Genomic DNA, 21,776 nt, shown 5'->3' with positions numbered 1-21,776 from the left:
TACACAGACTGTCATGAAGTTCCATGTGGACGCCTGGGATCCGGGGTTCGGCACCAGCCTCGACGCGGCCGAACGCGGTCCGGCCGAGACCAGCTCCGCCAAGCTCGACGCCGAGATCGAGCTCCCGGCGGGGGCGTGGCGTCCCCTGGACCCCCCGCCCGGCGTCACCGCCCCGGAGAGCGTGCTGCTCGTCGACGGCGTACGCCGCACCGACGCCCGCCTGTGGATCGAGGACGCCGACGGGGTCACCCGCCCCGGCCTGGCCTGCTCATACGCGGCGGGCGTGGTGCGCTGTGAGCGCGCCGGGGCCAGCGTCACCGGCGTCAAGGTCGAGCGGACCCTGTTCACCGCCGCCGAGGCGGCCGCCGACGTGGACTGCGGCCAGGCCGCCCGCTACAAGGCCGAGTCCATCATCGGCGCGGACGAGGCCGACCTGTCCAACGGCGTGCAGCGGGCGCTGACCGAGCTGGAGATCTCGGTGTCGCGACAGCTGCGCACCGACGGCGACCTGCTGATCGTGGACGGACCGCTGCGCAGCCGCGACGCTCTGCCCCGCACCCTGGGCTACATCAAGACGCAGCAGAAGCAGTACCTGCCCGACCGGCTGATCAGCGTGGTCGCGGCGCTGCGCGCGGCGCAGCGTACCCCCGTCTTCCGGATCACCGGCGTATACGAGCGCCTGACCTGGTACCTGCGCCTGCCACACGCGGGCGGGTCGCCGTGGGCGGGCATCGTGCGGGTGGAGTGCTCGGCGGAGGTGCCCGAGCACGAGGCGATCACGCTGGCGGACCTGTCGACGGCGACGATCCCGCGGTTCGCGTCGCTGCCGTACAAGGATCCGAGGGCGCCGCAGAACCTCGTACCGATCGCGGGTCTGGAGCGCAAGCTGCGCCACCTGCTCGGCGACGGCAAACTCCTGCACCGCTCCCTGGTCATCGCCGCCCAGCGCACCACCCCCGCCGCCTGACGCCGCGCGCCCCGCGCGGCGGAACGTGCAGTTTCGGGGAAAGTGCACGAATCTTGCGCCGGATTCCTGCACTTTCCCCGAAACTGCGGCCGCCGACAGACCCCGACCTGCGGAAGGTCATCGCGGAGTGGCACATTCGAGGGCGTGACCGAGGAGTGGGAGCTGCCCGAGCGATACGACATCGCCGGTACGCTCGCGCAGCTCAGCCTCGGCCGCCATGACCCGTGCAGTCGCTGGGTCGACGGCGTCTACTGGTTGGCCGCGCGCACCCCGCAGGGTCCGGGCACGCTCGGCCTGCACAAGGCGGGCGGCAAGCTGATCACCACCGGGTACGGGCCGGGCGCCGCCTGGCTACTCGGGCGCGCCGACGCCATCGCCGGGCTACGCGATGACCTCACCGGCTTCAGCGACCTGGCCCAGGCGCATCCGCTGGTCGCCCGCCTGTCCCGCGACTACGCCGGGCTGCGCCTGCCCGCCACCGGTCTCGCCTTCTCCCGGCTGCTGCGCGCCGTCTGCGAGCAGAAGGTCACCGGCACCGAGGCCTACCGGGCATATGCGGCGATCGTGCGCCGGTTCAGCACTCCCGCCCCCGGGCCGGTGGAGCGGCTCTACCTGCCGCCCGACCCGGAGGTGATCGCGGCCGCAGCCTACTGGGAGTTCCATCCGCTGGGGCTGGAGCAGAAGCGGGCCGACACGCTGTGCCGCGTCGCCGCGCAGGCGGCACGGCTGGAGGCGTGCCCCGACAGCGCGTCGCTGACCGCACGGCTGCTGGCGATCCGGGGCATCGGCCCGTGGACGGCGGCCGAGGCGGCGGCGGTCGTGCACGGCGACCCCGACGCGGTCAGCGTCGGCGACTTCCACCTGCCCAACTTCGTCTGCTACGCGCTGGCCGGCGAGCCGCGCGGCACCGACGCCCGCATGCTGGAGCTGCTCGCACCGTACGCGGGGCAGCGCGGCCGCGTCTGCCACCTGATCGAGATGTCCGGCCTCGGCGCCCCGAAGTACGGCCCCCGCCTGCCGATCCGCGACTTCCGCTCCTTCTGACCCGTCCCGGCAGGGCGTGTTGCCGAACCGAGATATGTGGGGGCAGCACGGCAGCAGGCCATGGGCCAGCATTGACGCATGCGGTTGATCAATGGCAACTACCGTCGTCTGTGGATCGGACACCTCGTGTCCACCGTCGGAGACCAGATCTTCGACACGACCGTGCTGCTGTGGATCGGCTTCGTCCTGCTGCCCGGGGACCGGCTCGCCCCGCTGGCTGTCGGCGGTGTTCTCGCCGTACGCTCCGCCGCCACCGTCCTCGTCGGGCCTTTCGTGGGCGTCTTCGTCGACCGGTGGGACAAGCTGCGCACGATGCTGCGCACCGACCTGGTCCGCGCCGCGCTGATCGGCGTGCTGACCGTCGCCGCGTTCCTACCCGACGGCACCCTGCCCGTCGCGGCCATGCTCACGCTCGTCTATGTACTGATCTTCGCGGCCACGGTGGCCGCCCAGTTCTTCCTCCCGGCGCGGATGACGCTGATCCGTGACATCGTCGAAGGCGACGCCGACCGGGCCCGCGCCGCAGGCATCGGCCAGGCCACCGTCGCCACCGCCGGCATCCTGGGCCCGCCGCTGGCCGCACCGCTGCTGTTCGCCGTCGGCTTCCAATGGGCACTGTTGATCAACGCGCTGTCGTTCCTCGGGTCGTACGCGGTGCTGCGCACCATCCGGCCACCCGCGCTCGCCGACGATGCCGCGCTCCGTGAGCGGCCGGGCTTCCGCCAGGAGTTCGTCCGAGGTCTCGCATACGCGTGGCGCACCCGGTTCGTGCGGGCAGTGCTGGTCGCCGCGTTCATGGTGACAGCGGGCGGGGCCACGCTGAACACGCTCAACCCGTTCTTCTTCACCGAGAATCTGCACAGCCCCGCCAGCCGGTACGGCTTCGTCGGCGCCGCGATGGGCGCGGGCGTCATCGTCGGAGCGCTGCTGGCCGGGCGGATGACGCAACTGCTCGGCGGCGTCACCGTGTTCGCGGGCGGGATCGTCGCGGCCGGGATCGCGCTCGTGGCGTACGCGCACAGTCCGAGCCTGGCCGCGGCGCTGACTGTCATGGCCCTGTTCGGCCTCTTCGTCGGCGCACTCGACGCGTCGTTGGGCGCGCTGATGATGCGTACGGTCGACCGGGCGATGATGGGCCGGGTCATCGCCATCCTCAGCCCGCTGCAGCAGCTGTCCGGGCTGGTCGGGATCGGGGTGGCGGGCCTGCTCGCCGGGTCGCTCGCGGGCCTGCGACTGGAGGTCGGCCCGCTCACGTTCGGACGGCTCGACCTGCTCCTCACCGCGGCCGGACTGCTGGTGCTGTCCGGCGGGGTCTACGCGGGCCTCGCTCTGCGCGGCCACGCCCGGCACGCGCCCGCGACCCCCGCCGCGGAGGCGGCCTGACCCGAGCACCTGCCCGCCCCGCCGCCGGGGGCCGCATCGATAGCCAACCGTGACACCGAGGGCAGGCAGCACCGGCGGCCGTCGGCGAGGATCGGTGAATGCTGATCAATGGCAACTACCGGCGGCTATGGGCGGGCGATCTGATCTCCAGCATCGGCGATCAGATCTTCGACACGACCGTGCTGCTGTGGATCGGTTCCGTTCTCTTCCAGAAAGATGATCCGCTCGCGGCACTGGCCGCCGGCGGTGTGCTCGCCGTCAGCTCGATCGCCACTGTCGCGCTCGCGCCGGTCGCCGGAGTCTTCGTGGACCGGTGGAGCAAACTGCGCACGATGCTCACCGCGGACCTGATCCGCGCCGTCCTGGTCGGTGTGCTGGTCGTCGCCGTGTTCCTGCCTGCCGGCACCCTGCCCGTACCGGCCATCCTGACCCTGAGCTACGTGATGATCTTCGGCGTCAGCGTGGCGTCCCAGTTCTTCTACCCGTCCCGGATCACGCTGATCCGCGACATCGTCGAGGGCGACGCCGACCGGGCCCGGGCCATGGGCATCGGACAGGCGACAAACGCCACCGCGGCCCTCATCGGACCGCCGCTGGCCGCCCCGCTGCTGGTCACCGTGGGCTTCCAGTGGGGGCTGCTCATCAACGCGCTCTCGTTCGTCGGCTCGTACGCGGTGCTGCGCACCATCCGACCGCCCGCCCAGCACGAACCCGCCGCCCTGAGCGAGCACACCAGCTTCCGGCAGGAGTTCCGGCAGGGCCTCGCCTACTCGTGGCGCAACACGTTCGTACGGGTGGTGCTGGTCGCCGTCGTCATCGTCACCGTGGGCATGGGCGCGCTGAACACCGTCAACCAGTTCTTCCTCACCGAGAACCTGCACAGCCCGTACATCCGGTTCGGCTTCATCGGTACGGCGGTCGGCGCGGGCATCATCGTGGGGGCGCTGCTGTCCGGGCGGCTGACGCAGCGGTTCGGCCAGACCACGGTGTTCTCCGGCGGGATCGTCGCGGCGGGGCTCACGCTCCTGGCATACGCCCGCTCCACCAACCTGATCGCCGGACTGGCCACCATCTTCGTGCTCGGATTCACCCTCGGCGCGCTGAACTCGGCCTTCGGCGCGCTGCTGATGCGGGTGGTCGACCGGTCGATGCTGGGCCGGGTCATGGCCATCCTCGCCCCGGTACGCGAACTGTCCCAGCTGATCGGCATCGGGCTGGCGGGCCTGCTCGCCGGGTCGCTGATCGGGGTGAAGGTGGAGGCGGGGCCGTTGACGTTCGGCCGCTTCGACCTGATCCTCACCGGCGCCGGGGTGATGGTGCTGCTCGGCGGCGTGTACGCGTCGCTCGCGCTACGCGGGAAGACCGTCGACGCGCCGGTGTCCGAGCCTGCGCCCCAGCCCGTACCGGAGAACGCCTGACCCGCCGCTGCGGGGCCGACCCCCTCACGCGAAGGAGGTCGGCCAGCGCGCCGAGGCCCACGCGGCCCAGTCGGCGCAGCCCGCCGGGGGCGGCTCGACTCGCTCACCCGCCAGTTCCGCGCGGTCCGGGGCCTGGAACAGCCGCCGGTACTCGTCCAGGTCCTCGGGCGTGATGGGGAAGGTCGAGCCGGGGTCGGTGGCCTGGCGGGACTCGACGCGGGCGAGCTGCTCGGCCGGGTCGATCGGCAGGTAGACGAGGACACAGTCGGCACCGGCCTGGCCTGCGAGGTGGCGGAGGGCAGAGCGCTCGTCTTTGGACCATACGCCGAAGTCCAGGATCACGTTGGCGCCCAGGCGCAGGGCGCGCATGGCCAGCCAGATGAAGCGGCCTTCGAGCACGTCGCGGCGGCCGTCGGCCTCGGGTTCGCCGAACAGCGGGATCATCCACTCATCCGGGGTCAGCCGCAGGGCGGCGTGTTCGCGCTCCAGCTCGCGGGCCCTGGTCGTCTTACCCGCCCCGGGCAGGCCGATCAGGACATACAGGGTGGGTCGTTCTCTCATCTCGCCATCCTGCCCGGTCTCGGTCCGGGCACTTCGCGTGGTCAGGACGGCTGAGGTGCCCGGCCCGGCAAGCGGCCCAGGTCGACGATGCGGCGATCGAGGCGGGCCGACGTGATCGCTTCGACGTTGGCAACTGCCTGGCCCGCGTACCCGGTCGCCTCGCGGCGGTCACCCGTCACGGCGGACACCCGTCACGGCGGACACCTCGGCCAGGCTAACCAGGTCCAGGGTCCGGTTGCGGGCCTGTGCCACCCCATGCGTCGACTCTCGTTGGTGATCGGCGCTTGTGGGCGGAAAGTGGGTTTCGGTCGGCAGGCCGTGCAGTGTTGTGACCGGAGGCCGCGATCTTCGGGGTCGTTTCGGTCGATGATCTCGATGGTCGGTCAGAACCTGGACCTGCAGGCGACATAGTGACCGAGGACGGCAATCATCCAGCCGCCAACCGCCAGCCGCCAACCGCCAACCGCCAGCCGCCAACCGGCCAATCCGCCAACCGCCAGCCGCCAACCGGCCAACCCGCCAACCGCCAGCCGGGCGCCAGGTGCCGCGGCTGAGCCTGCGCTCGGGCGCCTACTCCCGGTTGTTCTTCTGGCCTGACCTACCCGAGGATCACCGCATGGACATCGGCGCGTGGGTCGAGCTCGCGGAGGAACTGGTACTCCGGCCGTACCCCGAGGTGCCGCCGCAAGTAGCGCCGGGCGACTTAGCACAGCCGGGCCTGTACGCCGTGAATCTGATGGTCAGCCGCGACTTCTGGGATCCCGAAGACCGTGACCTGTTCTGGGAGCAGACCTTGGACGAGTACGAAGCCGTCCGCGACCTGCTCGCCGCCGCGTTGACCGACCGCTGGGGCCAGCCGGAGGACGTCGACCTGCTGGCGCTGCGCAAGTCGATACCACCCGACGCATCGGAGCCACCGCTGGTCAGCCTGCTATCCCACTATTGGCGCGACGTCCGACTCTGGCACCGCTCCGGCCGCCACGTGTGCCTCGAGGTCGGCCAAGCCGACAAAGAACTCCCCTTCCAGCTCCTCCTGGCGGTCGGCGACATGTGATCAGGAAGCTGTGCCGCCGACACGCCGTCGAGCCGTGCCATAGGTTCATGATCGACGCAGTAGTGGGGTGGGGGTGGACTGGGTGATGAAGGTGTCGTGCCAGAGGCAGAACATCAGGACGGTCCAGACCTTGCGGGAGTTGTCGGCCTCGGAGCGCTGGTGGGCGATCAGGAGGCTGCGGGCGTATTCGAGGTCGAGGTGTTCGGACGCGGCGGAGGTGGACAGCAGCTCGTGGGCCCAGTCGCCGATGTCGCCGCGTAGCCATACCCGGGCGGGGGTGGCGAAGCCGACCTTGCGGCGTTGGGCGACCGGGGCGGGCAGCAGGTCGGCCACGGCCGCGCGGAGCAGCTTCTTGGTCTGCGTGGTGTCGGGCGAGACTCGCATGGCCGCCGGGATGCGGCTGGCGACCTCGTACACGCGCCGGTCCAGGAAGGGAACGCGCAGCTCCAGCGAGTGGGCCATGGACATGCGGTCAGCCTTGGTGAGGATGTCGCCGGGCAGCCAGGTGCGCAGGTCGATCAGTTGCATGCGGCTGACCGGGTCGAGGTCGGCGCTGCGGGCGTACACCTCGTCGGTTACGTCGGTGCGGGGTGCCGCCGCCCGGTCGCGCAGCAGCAGTGCCTTCTGGTCGGCGTCGAACATCCGGGCGTTGCCGTAGTAGCGCCGCTCCAGCGGCGTGGTCGCGCGGGCCAGGTAGCTCTTGCCGCGTACACCCTCGGGCATCGCGTCGGAGACGCGGCGCAGCGCGCCCTGCACGGAGCGGGGCAGCCGCTGCACCGGCGCGGTGGCGAACGGCTCGCGGTATATCTCGTACCCGCCGAACATCTCGTCGGCGCCCTCGCCCGACAGCACCACCCGCACCTGCTCGGAGGCGGTGCGCGCGAGGAAGTACAGCGGGATCAGCGACGGGTCGGCCAGCGGGTCGTCCAGATGCCAGACGATGCGGGGCAGCTCGCGCAGCACGTCCTCGGCGGTGACGACGGTGGGGGTGAACCGCAGCCCCAGCCCCCAGGCGGTGTCGCGGGCCAGCTCCAGTTCGGAGTAGCCGTTGACGTCGAACCCCGCCGAGAAGACCTGCAGGTCCGGCTTCACCTCGGCGGCCAGGGCGACGACCGCGCTGGAGTCGACCCCGCCGGACAGGAACGCCCCGACGGGCACGTCGGCCACCATGTGCGCGCGTACGCTGTCGCGCAGTGCCTCGCGCAGCTGCCCAGCCAGCACCTTCTCGTCGGCCCCCGTGGCCGCGGCAAAGGTCGGCTGGAAGTGGCGGTGCACCTGGACCGGACCGGCGGGCTCGTAGGTCAGCGAGCAGCCGGCGGGCAGCCGGCGCACGTCCACGCTCATCGTGTACGGCTCCGGCACGTACTGCATCGACACGTAGTGGGCCAGCGCGTCGGCGTCCAACGCCCCGCCGACCGGGATCGACTTGCGCTCGCTGGCCAGCCACAACCCGTCCGGGGTCAGCGTGTAGTACAGCGGCTTGATGCCGAACGGGTCCCGTCCGGCGTACAGGCGGCGTTCCTGCCGGTCCCACAGCACGTACGCGAACATCCCCCGCAGCCGCCGTACGGCCTCGGGACCCCAGTGGTGGAACGCCGCCGCCAGCACCTCGGCGTCACCGGCCGTGTCGAACACCGCACCGCATTCACGGACGAGCTCCGCGCGCAGCTCGCGGTAGTTGTAGATCTCGCCGTTGAAGCACAGGTCCCAGCGCTGCGCGTGGGTGAGCGGCTGGCGGCTGCCGTCGACGTCGATGATGGCCAGCCGCTGGAAACCCATGGTCAGTCCGGGCTGCGGGACCGTCACGACCGTGTCGTCGGGTCCGCGGTGCCGGATCAGGTCCAATCCCGCCGCCACCGCGTCGCACACCTCAACCTGGCCCGAGGCGCTGATGAAGACTACGAAGCCACACATCCTGGTGCCCTCCTCCCGTCGTAGGCAATCGATGGAAAGGTATGGAGCAACCTGTTAAGGCCTCATCAAGATGTGGTGTGGGAACGATGTCGCCCGATTCCGAGATGCCCTGGTGGAACCCGGTCGGGCCTTAACAGGTCCTTCACAGCAGTGCGGGCACAATGCCCGCAGATCGATGGGGAGGTGGGGCGTGACAGCTCGGATCCTGGTCGCGGAGGACGATCCCAAGCAGGCCAACGTCATTCGCATGTACCTGGAGCACGAAGGGCACAGCGTGCTGTCGGTGGCCGACGGACGCGCCGCGCTGGACCAGTGCCGGGCGCGTCGTCCCGACCTGGTGGTGCTGGACGTGATGATGCCGCTGGTCGACGGGCTGGACGTGTGCCACATCCTGCGCGCCGAGTCGGACGTGCCGATCATCCTGCTCACCGCCCGCAGCACCGAGAACGACATCCTGCTCGGGCTCGACGTCGGCGCCGACGACTACATCACCAAGCCGTACAGTCCGCGCCAGCTCGTCGCCCGGATCCGCGCGCTGCTGCGCCGCACAGGCGCCCTCGCCGCCGAGGCCAAGGCGCCCCTGATCGTCGGTGATCTGGTCGTCGACGCGGCGCGCTTCGAGGTGCGGGTGGACGGGCGCCCGGTCGCGCTGACCGCCAAGGAGTTCGGCATCCTGGAGGTGCTGGCGGCCGAGCCGGGCCGGGCGTTCACCCGGGCGCAGATCATCGATCGGGCCTTCGGCTTCGACCAGGACGTGCTGGAGCGCACCGTCGACGTGCACGTGATGAACCTGCGCCGCAAGATCGAGCAGGATCCGGCCGAGCCACGCTACGTGCAGACCGTGTACGGCCGGGGCTACCGCATGCCGCAGGCACCGGCGTGACCTTCAAGATCCGGGTCTTCGTCCTCGTCGCCCTGGTGGCGCTCGTGGCCATGGGCGTCAGCACCTACCTCACCCTGCGCTTCGCCGAGAGCGAGGTCGCCGCCTCCACCCAGACGCAGCAGCAGACCCTGCGCGAGATCTCCGACCGGATCACCGAGTACGGCCGTGACCATGGCACCTGGGAGCGGGTCGCGGACCTGGCCAGGCAGCTCGCGCAGCAGACCGGCAAGCGCATCCGGCTGGAGACGCAGCAGACCCGGGTGGTCATCGTCGACACGGCACTGCTGCTCCACCAGCCCGTCACGCCGGTGGCCGAGCTGACCGCCCCGATCGACGCCCGGCCGCAGTTCGAGTTGACCGACTCGGAGTGGGGCAAGGGCCGCACGCTCGTGCTGGAGTCGATGGAACGCTACCGGCAGGAGATCCGCTTCGCCGCGTGCCTGACCCGCAGCGGCGTCGACCCTGTCGCCATCTCCGTGTCCCGCGGCGTGCCGACCTTCTCCTATGTCGCCGCTCCGCCGGTGGTCGTCCAGGACTGCCAGGCGGGCCTGGTGAGCGTGCCGCGCGCGCTCACCGACGATGAGGCCCAGGTGGCGCAGTGCGACCCGACGGCACAGGCTGACAGCTCCGCCCAGGACCCCCGCCGCGCCAAGGCGACCGCCGCGGCAGGTGAGCAGACCTGCCTGCAGGAGGCGTTCCTGACCCGGATCAGCGGCACCGGCCCCGAGCCCCTGCAACTGGCGGTCGCCGCCGACACGACGGCGATCTCCGCCACCCCGATCGCGCTGGCGGTCAGTGTGGTCTCGGTGCCGATCATCATGTGCACCCTGCTGCTGAGCCGGCACGTGCTGCGCCCGATCCGCGAGCTGACGCTGGCCGCGCGCCGCTTCGGCCAGGGTGCCCTGGACCAGCGGGTCGCCGTCACGGGCGGCGGCGAGCTGGCGCAGCTGGCGCTGGACTTCAATCACATGGCCGATTCGCTGCAGCGCAGCGAGGAGCAGCAGCGCCGCATGATCGCGGATGTGGCGCACGAGCTGCGTACGCCGCTGTCCAACCTGCGCGCCTATCTGGAGGCACTGGAGGACGGGCTGGTCACCGCCGATGCCGCCCTGTTCCACTCGCTGCACGAGGAGGTGCTGCTGCAGCAGCGGATCGTCGACGATCTGCAGACGCTGGCGCTGGCCGAGGCCGGCCGGCTGCGCTACCACTGGTCGACGGTCAGCCTCGGCGAGCTGCTGGACAGCTGCCGTAGGGCGCATCTGTCGTCGGCGTCGACAGCCGCCATCGAGCTGGAGGTCGTCGCCCCCGATCCCGCGCTCTTCGTCCGGGCCGACGCGTACCGCCTGCGCCAGGCCCTGGGCAACCTCGTCACCAACGCGGTGCGGCACTCCCGCGCGGGCTCGACGGTCACCCTGTCGGCCACCCGGTCCGGGCAGAGCGCGCTGCTGACGGTGACCGACCGGGGCAGCGGCATCGCGGCCGCCGACCGGGCGCACGTCTTCGACCGGTTCTGGCGCGCGGACCGCGCGCGCAGCCGCAGCAGCGGCGGCAGCGGCCTCGGCCTGGCCATCACCCGCCAGATCGTGCTGGACCACCAGGGTGAGATCTCGCTGACCAGCGAGGTCGGCCAGGGCACCGCCTTCACCATCCGCCTGCCCGCCCACGACGGCCCCGACCCCGTCGACTGAAGGTGATCACGTTGGCGGGGGTGGGACACACCGTCGAGCACGTCCCAAGCTTCATGATCAACCTGTGTGGGGGCGGGGAGGAGGCGGGGAGAGAGCTGGGAAAATGGGTGGTTGTGCCCGGGGTGGGGGGTTTGCTGGTTGACTGGGGGTATGGATTTGCCCGTACTCCCCCCGCTGGAGCCGATGCTGGCCAAGCCGGTGTCGAAGCTGCCTGACGAACCGGGTATGACGTTCGAGCCCAAGTGGGACGGCTACCGCTGCATCATCTTCCGTGACGGCGACGAGGTCGAGCTCGCCAGCCGCGGCGGCAAGTCGCTGACCAGGTACTTTCCCGAGGTCGTCGAGCTGGTCAAGAAGCAGTTCCCGCCGCGGTCGGTGATCGACTGCGAGATCGTGGTGATCCGGCGCGACGAAGGGCAGCTCCCCCGGCTGAACTTCGACCTGCTGGGCCAGCGCATCCACCCGGCTGCCTCGCGGGTGAAGAAGCTGTCGGTGGAGACGCCCGCCGACGTGATCGCGTTCGACCTGCTGGCACTGGACGACCGGCTGCTGATGGACGAGCCGTACTCGGTGCGCCGGGCGCTGCTGGCCGACGTGCTGAAGGGCGTGACGCCGCCGGTGCACCTGACGCCGGTGACCACCGACGCCGCCACCGCGCGCGAGTGGTTCACCGCGTTCGAGGGTGCCGGGCTGGACGGGCTGATCGCCAAGCCCGCCGACATGACGTATGTGCCCGGCAAGCGGCTGATGTTCAAGTTCAAGCATTCGCGTACCGCCGATGTCGTGGTCGCCGGGTTCCGCTACCACACCTCCGGCCCGATCGTCGGCTCGCTGCTGCTCGGCCTGTACGACGACGACGGCACCCTGCACCACGTCGGCGTCAGCTCGTCGTTCACCGCCGCGCGCCGCAAGGAGCTGCTGGACGAGCTGGAGCCGTACCGCAACCCGACCGAGCACCCGTGGGCCGTCGCGGGCGAGGGCCAGCGGGTGCCCGGCGCCCCCAGCCGCTGGAGCGGCACCAAGGACCTGTCGTTCGAGCCGCTGCGCCCCGAACTCGTGGTCGAGGTCGGCTACGACGCCATGGAGGGCGACCGGTTCCGCCATACCGCCCAGTTCCAGCGCTGGCGGCCCGACCGCGAACCGAAGTCCTGCCGCTACGACCAGCTTGACCGTCCAATCAGCCTCAACGTCGACGAGGTACTGGCTACCCCGTAGGCTCGGGCGAATCCACTGGGGGGAGTGAACACGCTCGTGCGTCTCAGGATCGATCACCGCGTGGTGCGGCTGTCCGTCGCGTTGGTGGCGACCGCCACCACCCTGACCGGGTGTGTGCTACCGCTGCCCGACTTCGGACGCCGCCCGGAAGCGGCCGCCAGCCCGGAACCGGGCTGGCGGCTGTGCCCCGAAGTGCCCGCCGAGCTGCTCGGCAAGGCACCGTCCGGATACACCTTCGAATGCCGAACGGTGCAGGTGCCGCAGGACTGGAGCAAGCCCGACGACGGCAACACCTTCGACATCGCGGTGATGCGCGCCCGCGCCACCGATCAGCGTGACCGCATCGGCTCACTGATGGTCAACCCCGGCGGCCCGGGAGCCTCGGGCATCGACCTGGCGTCGTACCTGACCCGGGGCCTGCCCGCCGAGGTCACCCGGCGGTTCGACATCGTCGGCTTCGACCCGCGCGGGGTGGGCCGCTCCGACCCGGTCGACTGCTTCTCCGACGCCGATCTCGACGCCACGTTCGGCGCCGACCCCGATCCGAAGACGCAGCCCGAGTTCGACCAGAACAAGGACCTCACCAAGCGGATGGTCGACGGCTGCGAGGCCAAGTACGGCGACCGCCTGAACAAGTTCTCCACCGAGCAGGCCGCCCGGGACATGGACAAGATCCGCCAGGATCTGGGCGAAGACAAGATCAACTACCTCGGCTACTCGTACGGCACACTGCTCGGCGCCGTCTACGCACAGCTGTTCCCGGACCGGATCCGCTCGATGGTCCTCGACGGGGCCGTCGACCCGACCCTGGACTCGACCGCCTCGGCACAGAGCCAGGCGATGGGCTTCGAGCGGGCCTTCGACAACTTCACCACCTGGTGCGACGACAACCACAGCCGCTGCCCCATCGACGGCAACGCCCGCGAGGTCGTCATGAAGCTGATGGAGGAGGCGCGCACCAAGCCCGTCGGCAACAGCGACGGCCGGTACGCCACCCCGGGCTGGATCTTCTGGGGCGTGGTGTCGGCGCTCTACACCAAGGCCCGCTGGCCCGACCTCGGGCAGGCCATCGGCGACCTGCAGGAGGGCAAGGCCGGGGCGATCATGTCGCTGGCCGACTCGTACGCCGACCGCGACGACAACGGCGTCTACACCAACCTGTTCGACGCCAACGCCGCCGTCAACTGCGCCGACGAGGCCAAGCCGGTGCCGGTCGAGCAGATCCGCAAGTACCAGGAGGAGTGGCGGCAGAAGTACCCGATGTTCGGGGCGCCGCTGGCCCTGGGCATGCTGACCTGCGCCGTGTGGCCGGGACCGCGTGACCCGTTCCCGACCGGCGAGGCGAAGGGCGCACCGCCGATCCTGGTCGTCGGCACCAAGGGCGACCCGGCCACACCCTACGAGCAGACCCAGAAGCTGGCCGACATGCTCGGCACCGGCGAGGTCCTGACCTGGGACGGCGAGGGGCACACGGCGTATCCGGAGACCCGGTGCATCAGCAGCGCCGTCAACCAGTACCTGATCGACCTGAAGGTCCCACCCGCCGGAACCGTCTGCCCCGCCCAGTAACAGAGCAAGAAGGGCCCCTTCTTATCGCTTTGCGAGGTGGAAGGGGCCCTTCTTAACCCTCGCTTCCGGAGTCCCTGGCGCGGCTGGGTTGGACCCGCATGGGTTCGCCGGGCATCTTGGGGTAGTCCGGCGGGTACGGCATCTCGCCGAGGCCGTTGTCGCGCTCGTCGCGCTCCCACCACTCCAGCAGCGTCGACAGGTCGTGCGCGACCTCGTCCATCCCCGCGTACGGATCCCCGACCTTCGCCAACCGGGCCGGAACCGTACGCAGGTCGAAGTCATCCGGCTCGACCGACCCCAGCTCCTCCCAGGTCACCGGCGTGCTCACGGTGGCCCGGGGATTCGCGCGCAGCGAGTACGGCGCCGCGATGGTCCGGTCCCGCGCCATCTGGTTGAAGTCGATGAACACCTTCTCGCCCCGCTCCTCCTTCCACCACGCCGTGGTGATCCGGTCGGGGTCGCGTCGCTCCAGTTCCCGCGCGAACGCGATGGCGGCATGCCGCGCGTCGATGAACGACCACCGCGGCTGAATACGCACGTAGATGTGGACGCCCCGCCCGCCGGAGGTCTTGGGATAACCGGTCAGACCGGCGTCGGCGAGCACCTCCCGCGCCAGCCCGGCCACGTGCACCGCGTCGCCGAAGTCGGTGCCCGGCTGCGGGTCGAGGTCGATGCGCAGCTCGTCGGGCAGCTCCGTCTCGGGCGCCCGCACCGGCCACGGGTGGAACACGACCGTGCCCATCTGGGCAGCCCAGAGCAGGGCGCCGGGCTCCTTCGGGCACAGCTCGTCAGCCTTGCGACCCGACGGGAACTTGATCTCGGCGGTGGTGATCCAGTCCGGCACGCCCCGGGTCGGGACGCGCTTCTGGTAGAACATCTCTCCCTCGATGCCCTCGGGGAAGCGCTGCAGCGCGGTGGGGCGGTCGCGCATGGCCCGCAGCATCGGCTCGGAGACGGCCAGGTAGTACTCGAACACGTCCCGCTTGGTGTAGCCGCGCTCGGGGAAGTAGATCTTGTCCGGGCTGCTGAGTCTTACCGATCGATTACCGACCTCGAACTCGAGCGCTTCCGCCTTGGGCATGGCACGAACCTACCGCGTACTGTGCGGGTATGGAGAACATCAGCCACCTGACCGAGGACGAGTGGCGCGTGCGCCTCAATCCTGAGGAGTTCCGGGTGCTGCGCCAAGCGGGGACCGAAGCACCGTGGACGGGCAAGTACGTCGATACCAAGACCCCGGGCACGTACAGCTGCCGCGCCTGCGGCGCGAAGCTCTTCGACAGCGTCACCAAGTTCGACAGCCACTGCGGCTGGCCGTCGTTCGACGAGGCCATTCCGGGCACCATCCGCTACATCGAGGACCGCTCGCACGGCATGGTGCGGGTCGAGGTCCGCTGCGCCAACTGCGACTCCCACCTCGGGCACCGCTTCGACGGCGAGGGCTTCACCCCCAAGAACGCCCGCTACTGCATCAACTCGATCAGCCTCGACCTGGAGCCGTCGTCGGACAGCCAGGTCGGTTGACCTGATCCCGCCCGCGTTTGGCACGGCTGTTGACACTCCGCTTACCTTGGGCGCCATGACACTGCTCGGGGGAACGGCGGCTCAGGCCGCGTCGGTGGTCGCGGACGGACCGTATCTGAATGTCTCGGGCGGCCCGGCCTGCTGCATCTGCCTGGTCGTACTCATCGCTTTCGGCTTCGGCGCCTACGCGCTCGGCCGTCGTAGCAACAACGACAGCTGATCGGTCCGCTGTGGACTGGTGCCGCGATGTGCGCCGTGCCACCATCATCGGGAATTCCTGGGACAGGAGGGACCGGCGGTGGCGGACGGCACGGCACACAGGCACTGGTGGCAGCAGCTGACCAGCCCCGGCGGCAGCAGCCTGCCGCTCAGCGTCACCGAGCGTCTGTCCTGGTACCAGCGCCAGGTCAGCAAGCAGCGCCGTGGCAACTACCTGCTGGAGGGCACCACGGTCGTGCTGGCCGCGGGCATCCCGGCCGCGGCCGCACTGGGTGCCGCGACCACCGTCACCGCCGTGCTGGGTGCGCTGGTGGCGATCCTGGCCGGGCTGCGCCAGCTGCTGCGGCCGGGTGAGAACTGGATCCGCAGCAGCGGCACCCTGATCGCCCTGCAGCGCGAGGCGGTGCTGTGGAGCGCGGGCAACGCGCCATACGACGGTAACCGCCCCGACGCCGCCCTGGTCGAGAACGTCGAGGCGCTGGTGGCCGACGAGGCGATGCGCTGGGCCGACCAGCGCAGCGCCCGCCGCGCCAACGCCGACGCCGAGCGCCAGCCCGCCTAGCTCTCCCCCGCGCGTTCGACTGCCGTACGCAGCGCCTCGGTGCTGCGGCCCACGACCGCGCCGCCGTCGTCGAGCAGGATGACCGGCCGCTGGATGAGCTGCGGGTGCGCGGCCATCGCGTCGATCCAGCGCGGCCTGCTCGCCTCGTCGCGGTCCCAGCCGTCCAGGCCGAGTTCGGCCGCGACCGGCTCGGCGAGGCGGCACACGTCCCACGGCTGCGCGCCCAAGCGGTCCAGCACCTCGACCAGCTCGGCGGCGGTCGGCGGCTGGGTCAGGTACGACCGCAGCCGCACCGGCACCCCGGCCAGCTCGAACGTCTCCCGTGCGGTCGCGCACTTCGAGCACGACGGGTTGTTCCACATCTCCACCCGCCCATCCTCGCCTACCGAAAATTCTTCGCCGCAGGGGCAACCGGGCAGGCCCCCGACCCGGTACGTCATCCTGTCCAACCGACGGGAGACGAGGCGGGGATGGCCGAGAAGGCGGAGTTCGACGAGTTCGTGCTGGCGAGGTCGCACGGGCTGCTGCGCACCGCGTACGCACTGACCAGGGACCACGGCCATGCCGAGGACCTGCTGCAGACCGCGCTGGTGCGGTCGTGGTCGGCGTGGCGGCGCATCGAGGGCGACCCGGAGCCGTACGTGCGGGCGATTCTCGCCAACACCTACAACTCCTGGTGGCGCCGCCGCTGGCACGGCGAGCGGCCGACCGAGGTGCTGCCCGAGACCGTCGGCGGTGCGCCGCAGGACCGGCTGGCCGAGCGCGACGGGGTGTGGCAGGCGCTGGGCCGCCTGTCCCGGCAGCAGCGGACCGTGCTGGTGCTGCGCTACTTCGAGGACCTGAGCGAGGCCGACATCGCGGCCGCGCTGGGCATCTCGGCGGGCGCGGTGAAGAGCCACGCGGCCAAGGGCCTGGCCCGGCTGCGGCTGGACCCGACGCTGCTGCCGGTGCCGATCGACGACGCCCCGGCCGGAAACGAGCGCCTGGCGGGGGTACGGGCGCGCGTCCGGCAGCGTCGCAACGGCCGCCTCGCGACCGCCGCGGCGGCGACGCTGGTGATCGCGGTGGTGCTGGGCCTGATGCTGATTCCGGGCGTACGGCGGCACTCCCTGCCCGACCCCGCGGTCTCCCGTTCGACCGGGGCACCCGACCGGGACGGGGCGGTATACGTCGACGGCAACCGGGTCGTGGCGCACGAGTCCCAGCCCTACGCCCTCGGCGACACCATGCGCTTCACCTGGACTCCCGCCGACGCCGACCCGGTGATCGTCTACGGCGCCTGCGACCACGCGCCCGCGGCGGACGCGCTGACGATGACCGCACGGGTCGACGGCGTGCAGGTGTTCCAGGTCAGGTGTACGACCGAGTCCTGGTCCGGCGCCTACAGCACCGATCGGGTGAAGCTGTCGTCGCTGACGCTGCGGCCGGGCGAGCCGGTCGAGGTGACGGTGAAACTGGTGCTCGAGAAGCCTTGGACGACGCTGGACCGGCTGGGAAAGATGGAGGTGGGCATCGGCGAGCCGGTGCCGTTCGAGCAGTATCCGCTGCCGTCCCGACCCCCGGCGCTGGAGCCGCTGATACGCGATCCCGCCGACGCTCCCCCGCAGGCGGTCATCCTGGACCAGGGCACGAATCGGCAGGTGAAGCTGCAGTGGACGGGCGGCCTGCAGATCATCGGCCGTTCGCAGACGCCCGGCGTGCTGCGGATCAGCGTCAACGGCGGGCCCGTGCAGGACATGAACTGGTGGGACTACGACCAGCGCACGCTCAGCTACTACGTCGGCGGGCCCAACGACTTCCCGTCCATCTCTCCGGAAGACCAGGTCACGGTATCGATTGAGCCGCTGCACACCACCGGGGACTGGTTCGTCGCGATCGTCCAGGCCTGGGGGTGACCGGTCGGCGCGGGTCCGCCTCGCGCCCGTTACGGTGGAATAAGATGATACATCCTTAAAGGGAGATATCGATCATGCCCGGACTCGTTCCGCCCGTCGCCGACGAGCGCGAAGGCCTGCTGGCCTACCTGGACCAGCAGCGGCAGGTGCTGAAGCTCGCCGCGTACGGCCTCACCGACGAGCAGGCCCGGCTGACCCCGACCGCGGGCTCGCTCAGCGTCGGCGGGCTGATCAAGCACTGCGCCGCGATGGAGACACAGTGGATCGACACCATGCTCCAGCGCCCTGGCCAGCCACTGGACTATGAGGCGAGCTTCCGCCTCGGGCTCGACGAGACCCTGGCCGGGGTGATCGAGCGCTACGACACTGTGGCCGTGGCGACGGCCGCCGCGGTCGCCCTGGTCACCGACCTGGGCGACCCGGTGCCGGTGCCCCAGGGGGTGCCGTGGTTCCCCAAGGACGTGGCCGCCTGGTCGGTGCGCTGGGTGCTGCTGCACGTGATCGAGGAGACGGCCCGGCATGCCGGGCACGCCGACATGGTGCGCGAGAGCATCGACGGCGCGACGGCGTTTCCGCTGATGGCGGCCGCCGAGGGCTGGCCGGAGACGCCGTGGCTGAAGCCGTGGCGGCCGCAGCAGCCGCCGGTGTCGACGCTCTGATCAACCGCGCTACTGTCATGCCGTGGACGAGCAGTGGCGGCAGCAGCGTGACCACGCCGTGGCGCAGCACGCCGCGGCCGACGAGCGCCGCCGCGCGGCCGAGGTCGCCAAGGCCAGAGTCATGATCGAGCGGTTCGTCACGCAGGCGCGCGAGCGCGGCCTGCGCACCACCGCGCTGACCGCGTTCGCGTACGACGGCGGCGGCCGCTACCGCACCGGCCTGCGCGGCTGGTACGTGCACCGCGGCCGGGGCCTGGCCGTGGACGTCGACGGCAACTACTACGTGCTCGGCGTCCCGTCCTCGCTGCGGGCGCGGCTGCTCGGCGCGCAGGTGGCACCGTCGGACCCACCGCTGGTCATCGGCGCGGGCGGCAAGGACGGCGAGTCGATGCCGCTGGAGGTCATGCTGCGGCGGCGCCTCGACGCCGGCGACGACTGATCCGTACGGGTTTCCCCGAATACCGCACGGATTCGGATGCCGCTAATCTCTGGCGCATGAGTGCAGCGCGCCCACAGGGTCTGGTGTTCGGGGAAGTCGCCGAGGAGTTCGACCGGATCCGGCCGGGTTACCCGGCGGCGCTGGTCGACGATGTGCTCGCCTACGCGGGTCCGGGCACCCGCGCGCTGGAGGTGGGCGCGGGCACCGGCAAGGCCACCACCGCGTTCGCCGTACGCGGGCTGGACATCACGGCGGTGGAGCCGGACCCGGCCATGGCGGCGCTGCTGGAGCAGCGGCTGGGCGAACGGTCCACGGTGCGCATCGTGGCGGCGCTGTTCGAGGGCTACACCCCGGACGCCCCGTTCGACCTGCTCTACTGCGCGCAGGCGTGGCAGTGGACGGACTCGGCGCAGCGTTGGGCGCGCGCGGCGGCGGCGTTGGCCCCCGGCGGCGCGCTGGCGCTGTTCTGGAACTTCGACCGGATCGCCGACGACGACCTGCGGGCGCTGGTGCGCCAGGTGCACGAGCCGTACGCGCCGCACGCGATGATCGATGAGGAGCCCGCCGACGGCACGGACCTGTCGCAGTACTGGCCGGGTCCCGACCTGGCCGCGCTGCCCGAGTTCGGCGACCTGACCGAGCGCATCTACCTGTGGGAGCGCACGCTGTCGACCGACGACTACGTGTCCTATCTGTCCACCCAGCCGACCTACCGGATGCTGCCCGAGGTCACCCGCGAGGCGCTGTTCGCCGCGCTGCTGCAGCAGCTGCCGGAGAAACTGACGCTGTCCGTGGAGACGCTGCTGTACCTGGGGCGGCGCACCGCCTGAGCCGGGCTCAGCCCTGCGCCGCGCCCGGCGGCGGCCCGACCTTGATGGCGCGGCGCAGGGAGTACGTCACCGAGTGCAGGCGGTGCGGGTCGGAGGCGAGGTAGACCGCGCCCCGGTCGTACACCTGCCAGCCGTCGCGACCCAGGCGGTTGAGGTGGCGCAGGTCGTCGAAGCGCTCGTCGGTGCCCCACCGCTCCACGCCGCGCGCGTGGTGGAAGGCGGCGTCCCAGTCCATGAACCGGTCGCCGCCGAGCGACCCCGCCGAGCGGTACTCGAACCGTGCGTATTCCCAGCGAACCATGGCGCCATTGTGCCCCACCGTCGGCGCCGACCGGCCACTGTGTCCAAAAACATCAGTCCGGGCACGACCGGACGAACCTCGACCGTCAGCCGAGTTCGACGGCGACCAGCAGGAACACGGACAGGCCCGCGACGAGCCCGATCACCATCGCCGGAACCAGCGCCACGTGGAAGAACGTCGCGGTGAAGGTGGAGAGGGCGCCGGGGACGGCGAAGAACGCCGCGGCCTGCACCGGCTTACGCCGTGAGTACTTGACGGCCGCGTTGGCCACGAACTTGACCACGATGGCGAGGAAGCCGATCACGGCCAGCACCGCCAGCGCGAGCAACGTCCACAGTACGGCCGACCCACCCGACACGGCACACCATCCCATCGACCCGCGTTGCCATCCTGGCGCCTCGAACCTAGTCCGTGGCCACCACCACGGTCACGTGAGGCTTCAGATCACGTCCGGGCCGAGCAGCTCCTCCAGCCACCCGTAGATGCCCTCGCCGTACTCGGCCAGGCTCTCCTCGGTGGCGTCGCACAGCGAACGCTGGTAGGACAGCGCTTTGCCGATCTTGGCGACCACGATCGCGTCCTGGCACAACTCGCGCAGTTCGGGCAGGTCGCGGCCGTCGGCCGTCCAGGCGGACAGGTAACGGTCGCGCAGCTCGTACAGCAGCGGATCCTGGTGTTCCACCTTGGCGTCGCGGTGCACCACCCGCAGCGCGACCAGCATCGACCCGAACGGGTGCGCCACGGTCGCGTCGCCGAAGTCGAAGAAGCGCAGGCCGCCGTCGGCGTCGGCGAAGACGTTGCTGGGGTGCATGTCGTCGTGCTGCACACTCGCCGCGATGCCGTCGGCGGCCAGTCGCTCGCACCGGCGCTCGATCCGGGGCAGCCACTCGACCAGTGCCGCGACCTTGTCCGCGTCGAGGTTGGCCAGCACGTACGGGTCGGCCAGCAGCTTCTCGTACTGCGCGGCGACGGTGTGCGGGCGGAAGTCGGGCACCCCGGCGGCCAGCATGTCAGCGGCGTGCGGGGCGGTCGCGCGCTGCAGTGCCGCGTACCGGCGCAGCAGTTCTTCCCAGCGGTCCCGGTCGAACGTGTCGGCGGTGATCTCGCGCAGCGTCGGGCCACCGTCGGGCAGCAGCATCCAGCCGCGCTCGGTGTCGACGGCCAGCGGTACCAGCATGTCGTGCGGCGCGATCGAGGCCAGCAGGCGCATCAGCGCGGACTCGTAGCGCGACCCGGCGTTGTTGTACTTGAACCACGCCTGGCCGCTCGCGATCGGCACCCGGGCGGTCGTCGACCAGGGGCGCACGCGGTCGACCACCGCGGGGCCGGTCGCCGGGGTGCCCCGCTCGGCCAGCGTCGCGGCGATCCAGTCCTGGGCCAGCACCCATTCGTCAGCACGCATCGGCCCAGGCTAGGGGCATGAACGACCCGGATGCGAACGGTTATCGGACACAGCGATGAAAGCCGACACCCCGCACCGTGCGCAGCGCGCCGCTCGGCGACTGGACGTGCAGTGTGCCGTCGTCGAACCAGTGCCGCTGTCCGGGACGGATCATGACGGTCTCGGCGAGCTCCACCAGCCACTCACCGGCGGCCACGACATCGACCAGCAGCAGCCGGTCGGCGGTGGCGGGCTCGGTGGTGACCATGA

24 protein-coding genes are annotated in these 21,776 nt (G+C 70.9%); 16 read left to right on the top strand and 8 right to left on the bottom strand.

Annotation, left to right across the window (positions count from 1 at the left end; all coding sequences use genetic code 11):
- Window positions 1–13 precede the first annotated feature (13 nt).
- The 4 genes from KUA19_RS15660 (at window position 14) to KUA19_RS15645 (ending at window position 4,812) form a co-directional block, all read left to right on the top strand.
- Window positions 14–967, top strand: coding sequence for a hypothetical protein (locus KUA19_RS15660; RefSeq protein WP_217396726.1), 954 nt, complete (start codon window positions 14–16; stop codon window positions 965–967).
- A 144-nt stretch (window positions 968–1,111) separates the two neighbouring features.
- The gene (locus tag KUA19_RS15655) at window positions 1,112–2,011 is read left to right on the top strand and encodes a DNA-3-methyladenine glycosylase family protein (RefSeq protein WP_217396725.1); all 900 of its coding nucleotides are present in this window, start codon (window positions 1,112–1,114) and stop codon (window positions 2,009–2,011) included.
- Window positions 2,012–2,089: 78 nt separating this feature from the next.
- A complete protein-coding gene (locus tag KUA19_RS15650) occupies window positions 2,090–3,394 on the top strand; it encodes an MFS transporter (RefSeq protein WP_217396724.1) in 1,305 nt (434 codons plus the stop codon).
- 98 nt (window positions 3,395–3,492) lie between these two features.
- Entirely contained in the window at window positions 3,493–4,812 is a 1,320-nt protein-coding gene (locus tag KUA19_RS15645; protein ID WP_217396723.1) for an MFS transporter, read from the top strand.
- A gap of 24 nt (window positions 4,813–4,836) precedes the next feature.
- Here KUA19_RS15645 and KUA19_RS15640 read toward each other — a convergent pair whose 3' ends face one another.
- On the bottom strand, window positions 4,837–5,373 hold the full coding sequence (locus KUA19_RS15640; RefSeq protein WP_217396722.1) for a P-loop nucleotide/nucleoside kinase family protein: 537 nt from the start codon (window positions 5,371–5,373) through the stop codon (window positions 4,837–4,839).
- A gap of 616 nt (window positions 5,374–5,989) precedes the next feature.
- Between KUA19_RS15640 and KUA19_RS15635 the strand changes: the two genes are divergently transcribed.
- On the top strand, window positions 5,990–6,427 hold the full coding sequence (locus tag KUA19_RS15635; RefSeq protein WP_217396721.1) for a hypothetical protein: 438 nt from the start codon (window positions 5,990–5,992) through the stop codon (window positions 6,425–6,427).
- A 45-nt stretch (window positions 6,428–6,472) separates the two neighbouring features.
- Here KUA19_RS15635 and asnB read toward each other — a convergent pair whose 3' ends face one another.
- Window positions 6,473–8,341, bottom strand: a complete 1,869-nt coding sequence (asnB, locus tag KUA19_RS15630; protein WP_217396720.1) for an asparagine synthase (glutamine-hydrolyzing) — start codon at window positions 8,339–8,341, stop codon at window positions 6,473–6,475.
- Between the two features lie 190 nt (window positions 8,342–8,531).
- Between asnB and KUA19_RS15625 the strand changes: the two genes are divergently transcribed.
- From KUA19_RS15625 to KUA19_RS15610, 4 genes are all read left to right on the top strand, one after another.
- Window positions 8,532–9,224: a response regulator transcription factor gene (locus tag KUA19_RS15625; protein WP_308167461.1), complete on the top strand. Its 693-nt coding sequence runs from the start codon at window positions 8,532–8,534 to the stop codon at window positions 9,222–9,224.
- Window positions 9,221–10,912 (top strand): sensor histidine kinase, encoded by a 1,692-nt coding sequence (locus tag KUA19_RS44560; RefSeq protein ID WP_217396718.1) that lies wholly within the window; start codon window positions 9,221–9,223, stop codon window positions 10,910–10,912. The genes KUA19_RS15625 and KUA19_RS44560 overlap by 4 nt, the downstream gene beginning before the upstream one ends.
- Window positions 10,913–11,062: 150 nt before the next feature.
- A complete protein-coding gene (locus tag KUA19_RS15615; RefSeq protein WP_217396717.1) occupies window positions 11,063–12,127 on the top strand; it encodes an ATP-dependent DNA ligase in 1,065 nt (354 codons plus the stop codon).
- 36 nt (window positions 12,128–12,163) lie between these two features.
- The gene (locus tag KUA19_RS15610) at window positions 12,164–13,696 is read left to right on the top strand and encodes an alpha/beta hydrolase (RefSeq protein WP_217396716.1); all 1,533 of its coding nucleotides are present in this window, start codon (window positions 12,164–12,166) and stop codon (window positions 13,694–13,696) included.
- 52 nt (window positions 13,697–13,748) lie between these two features.
- Here KUA19_RS15610 and ligD read toward each other — a convergent pair whose 3' ends face one another.
- A complete protein-coding gene (gene ligD / locus KUA19_RS15605; protein WP_217396715.1) occupies window positions 13,749–14,777 on the bottom strand; it encodes a non-homologous end-joining DNA ligase in 1,029 nt (342 codons plus the stop codon).
- A 29-nt stretch (window positions 14,778–14,806) separates the two neighbouring features.
- On the opposite strand from ligD, the gene msrB reads away from it, so the two are divergent.
- The 3 genes from msrB (at window position 14,807) to KUA19_RS15590 (ending at window position 16,001) form a co-directional block, all read left to right on the top strand.
- Complete coding sequence (msrB, locus tag KUA19_RS15600; RefSeq protein WP_217396714.1) at window positions 14,807–15,220, top strand: peptide-methionine (R)-S-oxide reductase MsrB; 414 nt, start codon at window positions 14,807–14,809, stop codon at window positions 15,218–15,220.
- Between the two features lie 55 nt (window positions 15,221–15,275).
- Window positions 15,276–15,440, top strand: coding sequence for a hypothetical protein (locus KUA19_RS15595; RefSeq protein ID WP_217396713.1), 165 nt, complete (start codon window positions 15,276–15,278; stop codon window positions 15,438–15,440).
- 78 nt (window positions 15,441–15,518) lie between these two features.
- The gene (locus tag KUA19_RS15590) at window positions 15,519–16,001 is read left to right on the top strand and encodes a DUF4231 domain-containing protein (RefSeq protein ID WP_217396712.1); all 483 of its coding nucleotides are present in this window, start codon (window positions 15,519–15,521) and stop codon (window positions 15,999–16,001) included.
- On the opposite strand, the gene KUA19_RS15585 is transcribed toward KUA19_RS15590, so the two are convergent.
- On the bottom strand, window positions 15,998–16,363 hold the full coding sequence (locus tag KUA19_RS15585; protein WP_254549500.1) for an ArsC/Spx/MgsR family protein: 366 nt from the start codon (window positions 16,361–16,363) through the stop codon (window positions 15,998–16,000). The two genes, KUA19_RS15590 and KUA19_RS15585, sit on opposite strands and share 4 nt — an antisense overlap.
- A gap of 108 nt (window positions 16,364–16,471) precedes the next feature.
- On the opposite strand from KUA19_RS15585, the gene KUA19_RS15580 reads away from it, so the two are divergent.
- The 4 genes from KUA19_RS15580 (at window position 16,472) to KUA19_RS15565 (ending at window position 19,824) form a co-directional block, all read left to right on the top strand.
- Window positions 16,472–17,896: a SigE family RNA polymerase sigma factor gene (locus KUA19_RS15580; protein ID WP_217396710.1), complete on the top strand. Its 1,425-nt coding sequence runs from the start codon at window positions 16,472–16,474 to the stop codon at window positions 17,894–17,896.
- 74 nt (window positions 17,897–17,970) lie between these two features.
- Window positions 17,971–18,555 (top strand): DinB family protein, encoded by a 585-nt coding sequence (locus KUA19_RS15575; protein ID WP_217396709.1) that lies wholly within the window; start codon window positions 17,971–17,973, stop codon window positions 18,553–18,555.
- A 22-nt stretch (window positions 18,556–18,577) separates the two neighbouring features.
- A complete protein-coding gene (locus tag KUA19_RS15570) occupies window positions 18,578–18,994 on the top strand; it encodes a hypothetical protein (RefSeq protein ID WP_217396708.1) in 417 nt (138 codons plus the stop codon).
- A 56-nt stretch (window positions 18,995–19,050) separates the two neighbouring features.
- Window positions 19,051–19,824: a class I SAM-dependent methyltransferase gene (locus tag KUA19_RS15565; RefSeq protein WP_217396707.1), complete on the top strand. Its 774-nt coding sequence runs from the start codon at window positions 19,051–19,053 to the stop codon at window positions 19,822–19,824.
- A 7-nt stretch (window positions 19,825–19,831) separates the two neighbouring features.
- Here KUA19_RS15565 and KUA19_RS15560 read toward each other — a convergent pair whose 3' ends face one another.
- From KUA19_RS15560 to KUA19_RS15545, 4 genes are all read right to left on the bottom strand, one after another.
- The gene (locus KUA19_RS15560; protein WP_217396706.1) at window positions 19,832–20,125 is read right to left on the bottom strand and encodes a hypothetical protein; all 294 of its coding nucleotides are present in this window, start codon (window positions 20,123–20,125) and stop codon (window positions 19,832–19,834) included.
- A gap of 85 nt (window positions 20,126–20,210) precedes the next feature.
- Entirely contained in the window at window positions 20,211–20,483 is a 273-nt protein-coding gene (locus tag KUA19_RS15555) for a hypothetical protein (RefSeq protein WP_217396705.1), read from the bottom strand.
- 81 nt (window positions 20,484–20,564) lie between these two features.
- Window positions 20,565–21,527, bottom strand: a complete 963-nt coding sequence (locus tag KUA19_RS15550) for a phosphotransferase (RefSeq protein ID WP_217396704.1) — start codon at window positions 21,525–21,527, stop codon at window positions 20,565–20,567.
- 40 nt (window positions 21,528–21,567) lie between these two features.
- On the bottom strand, window positions 21,568–21,774 hold the full coding sequence (locus KUA19_RS15545; protein WP_217396703.1) for a hypothetical protein: 207 nt from the start codon (window positions 21,772–21,774) through the stop codon (window positions 21,568–21,570).
- Between the last annotated feature and the right edge of the window lie 2 nt (window positions 21,775–21,776).

The sequence above is a fragment of the Catellatospora tritici genome (assembly GCF_019083965.1).
GTDB lineage: Bacteria > Actinomycetota > Actinomycetes > Mycobacteriales > Micromonosporaceae > Catellatospora > Catellatospora tritici.
The sequence above is the reverse complement of the archived record's forward strand: the minus strand, read 5'-3'. Positions and strand labels throughout refer to the sequence as shown.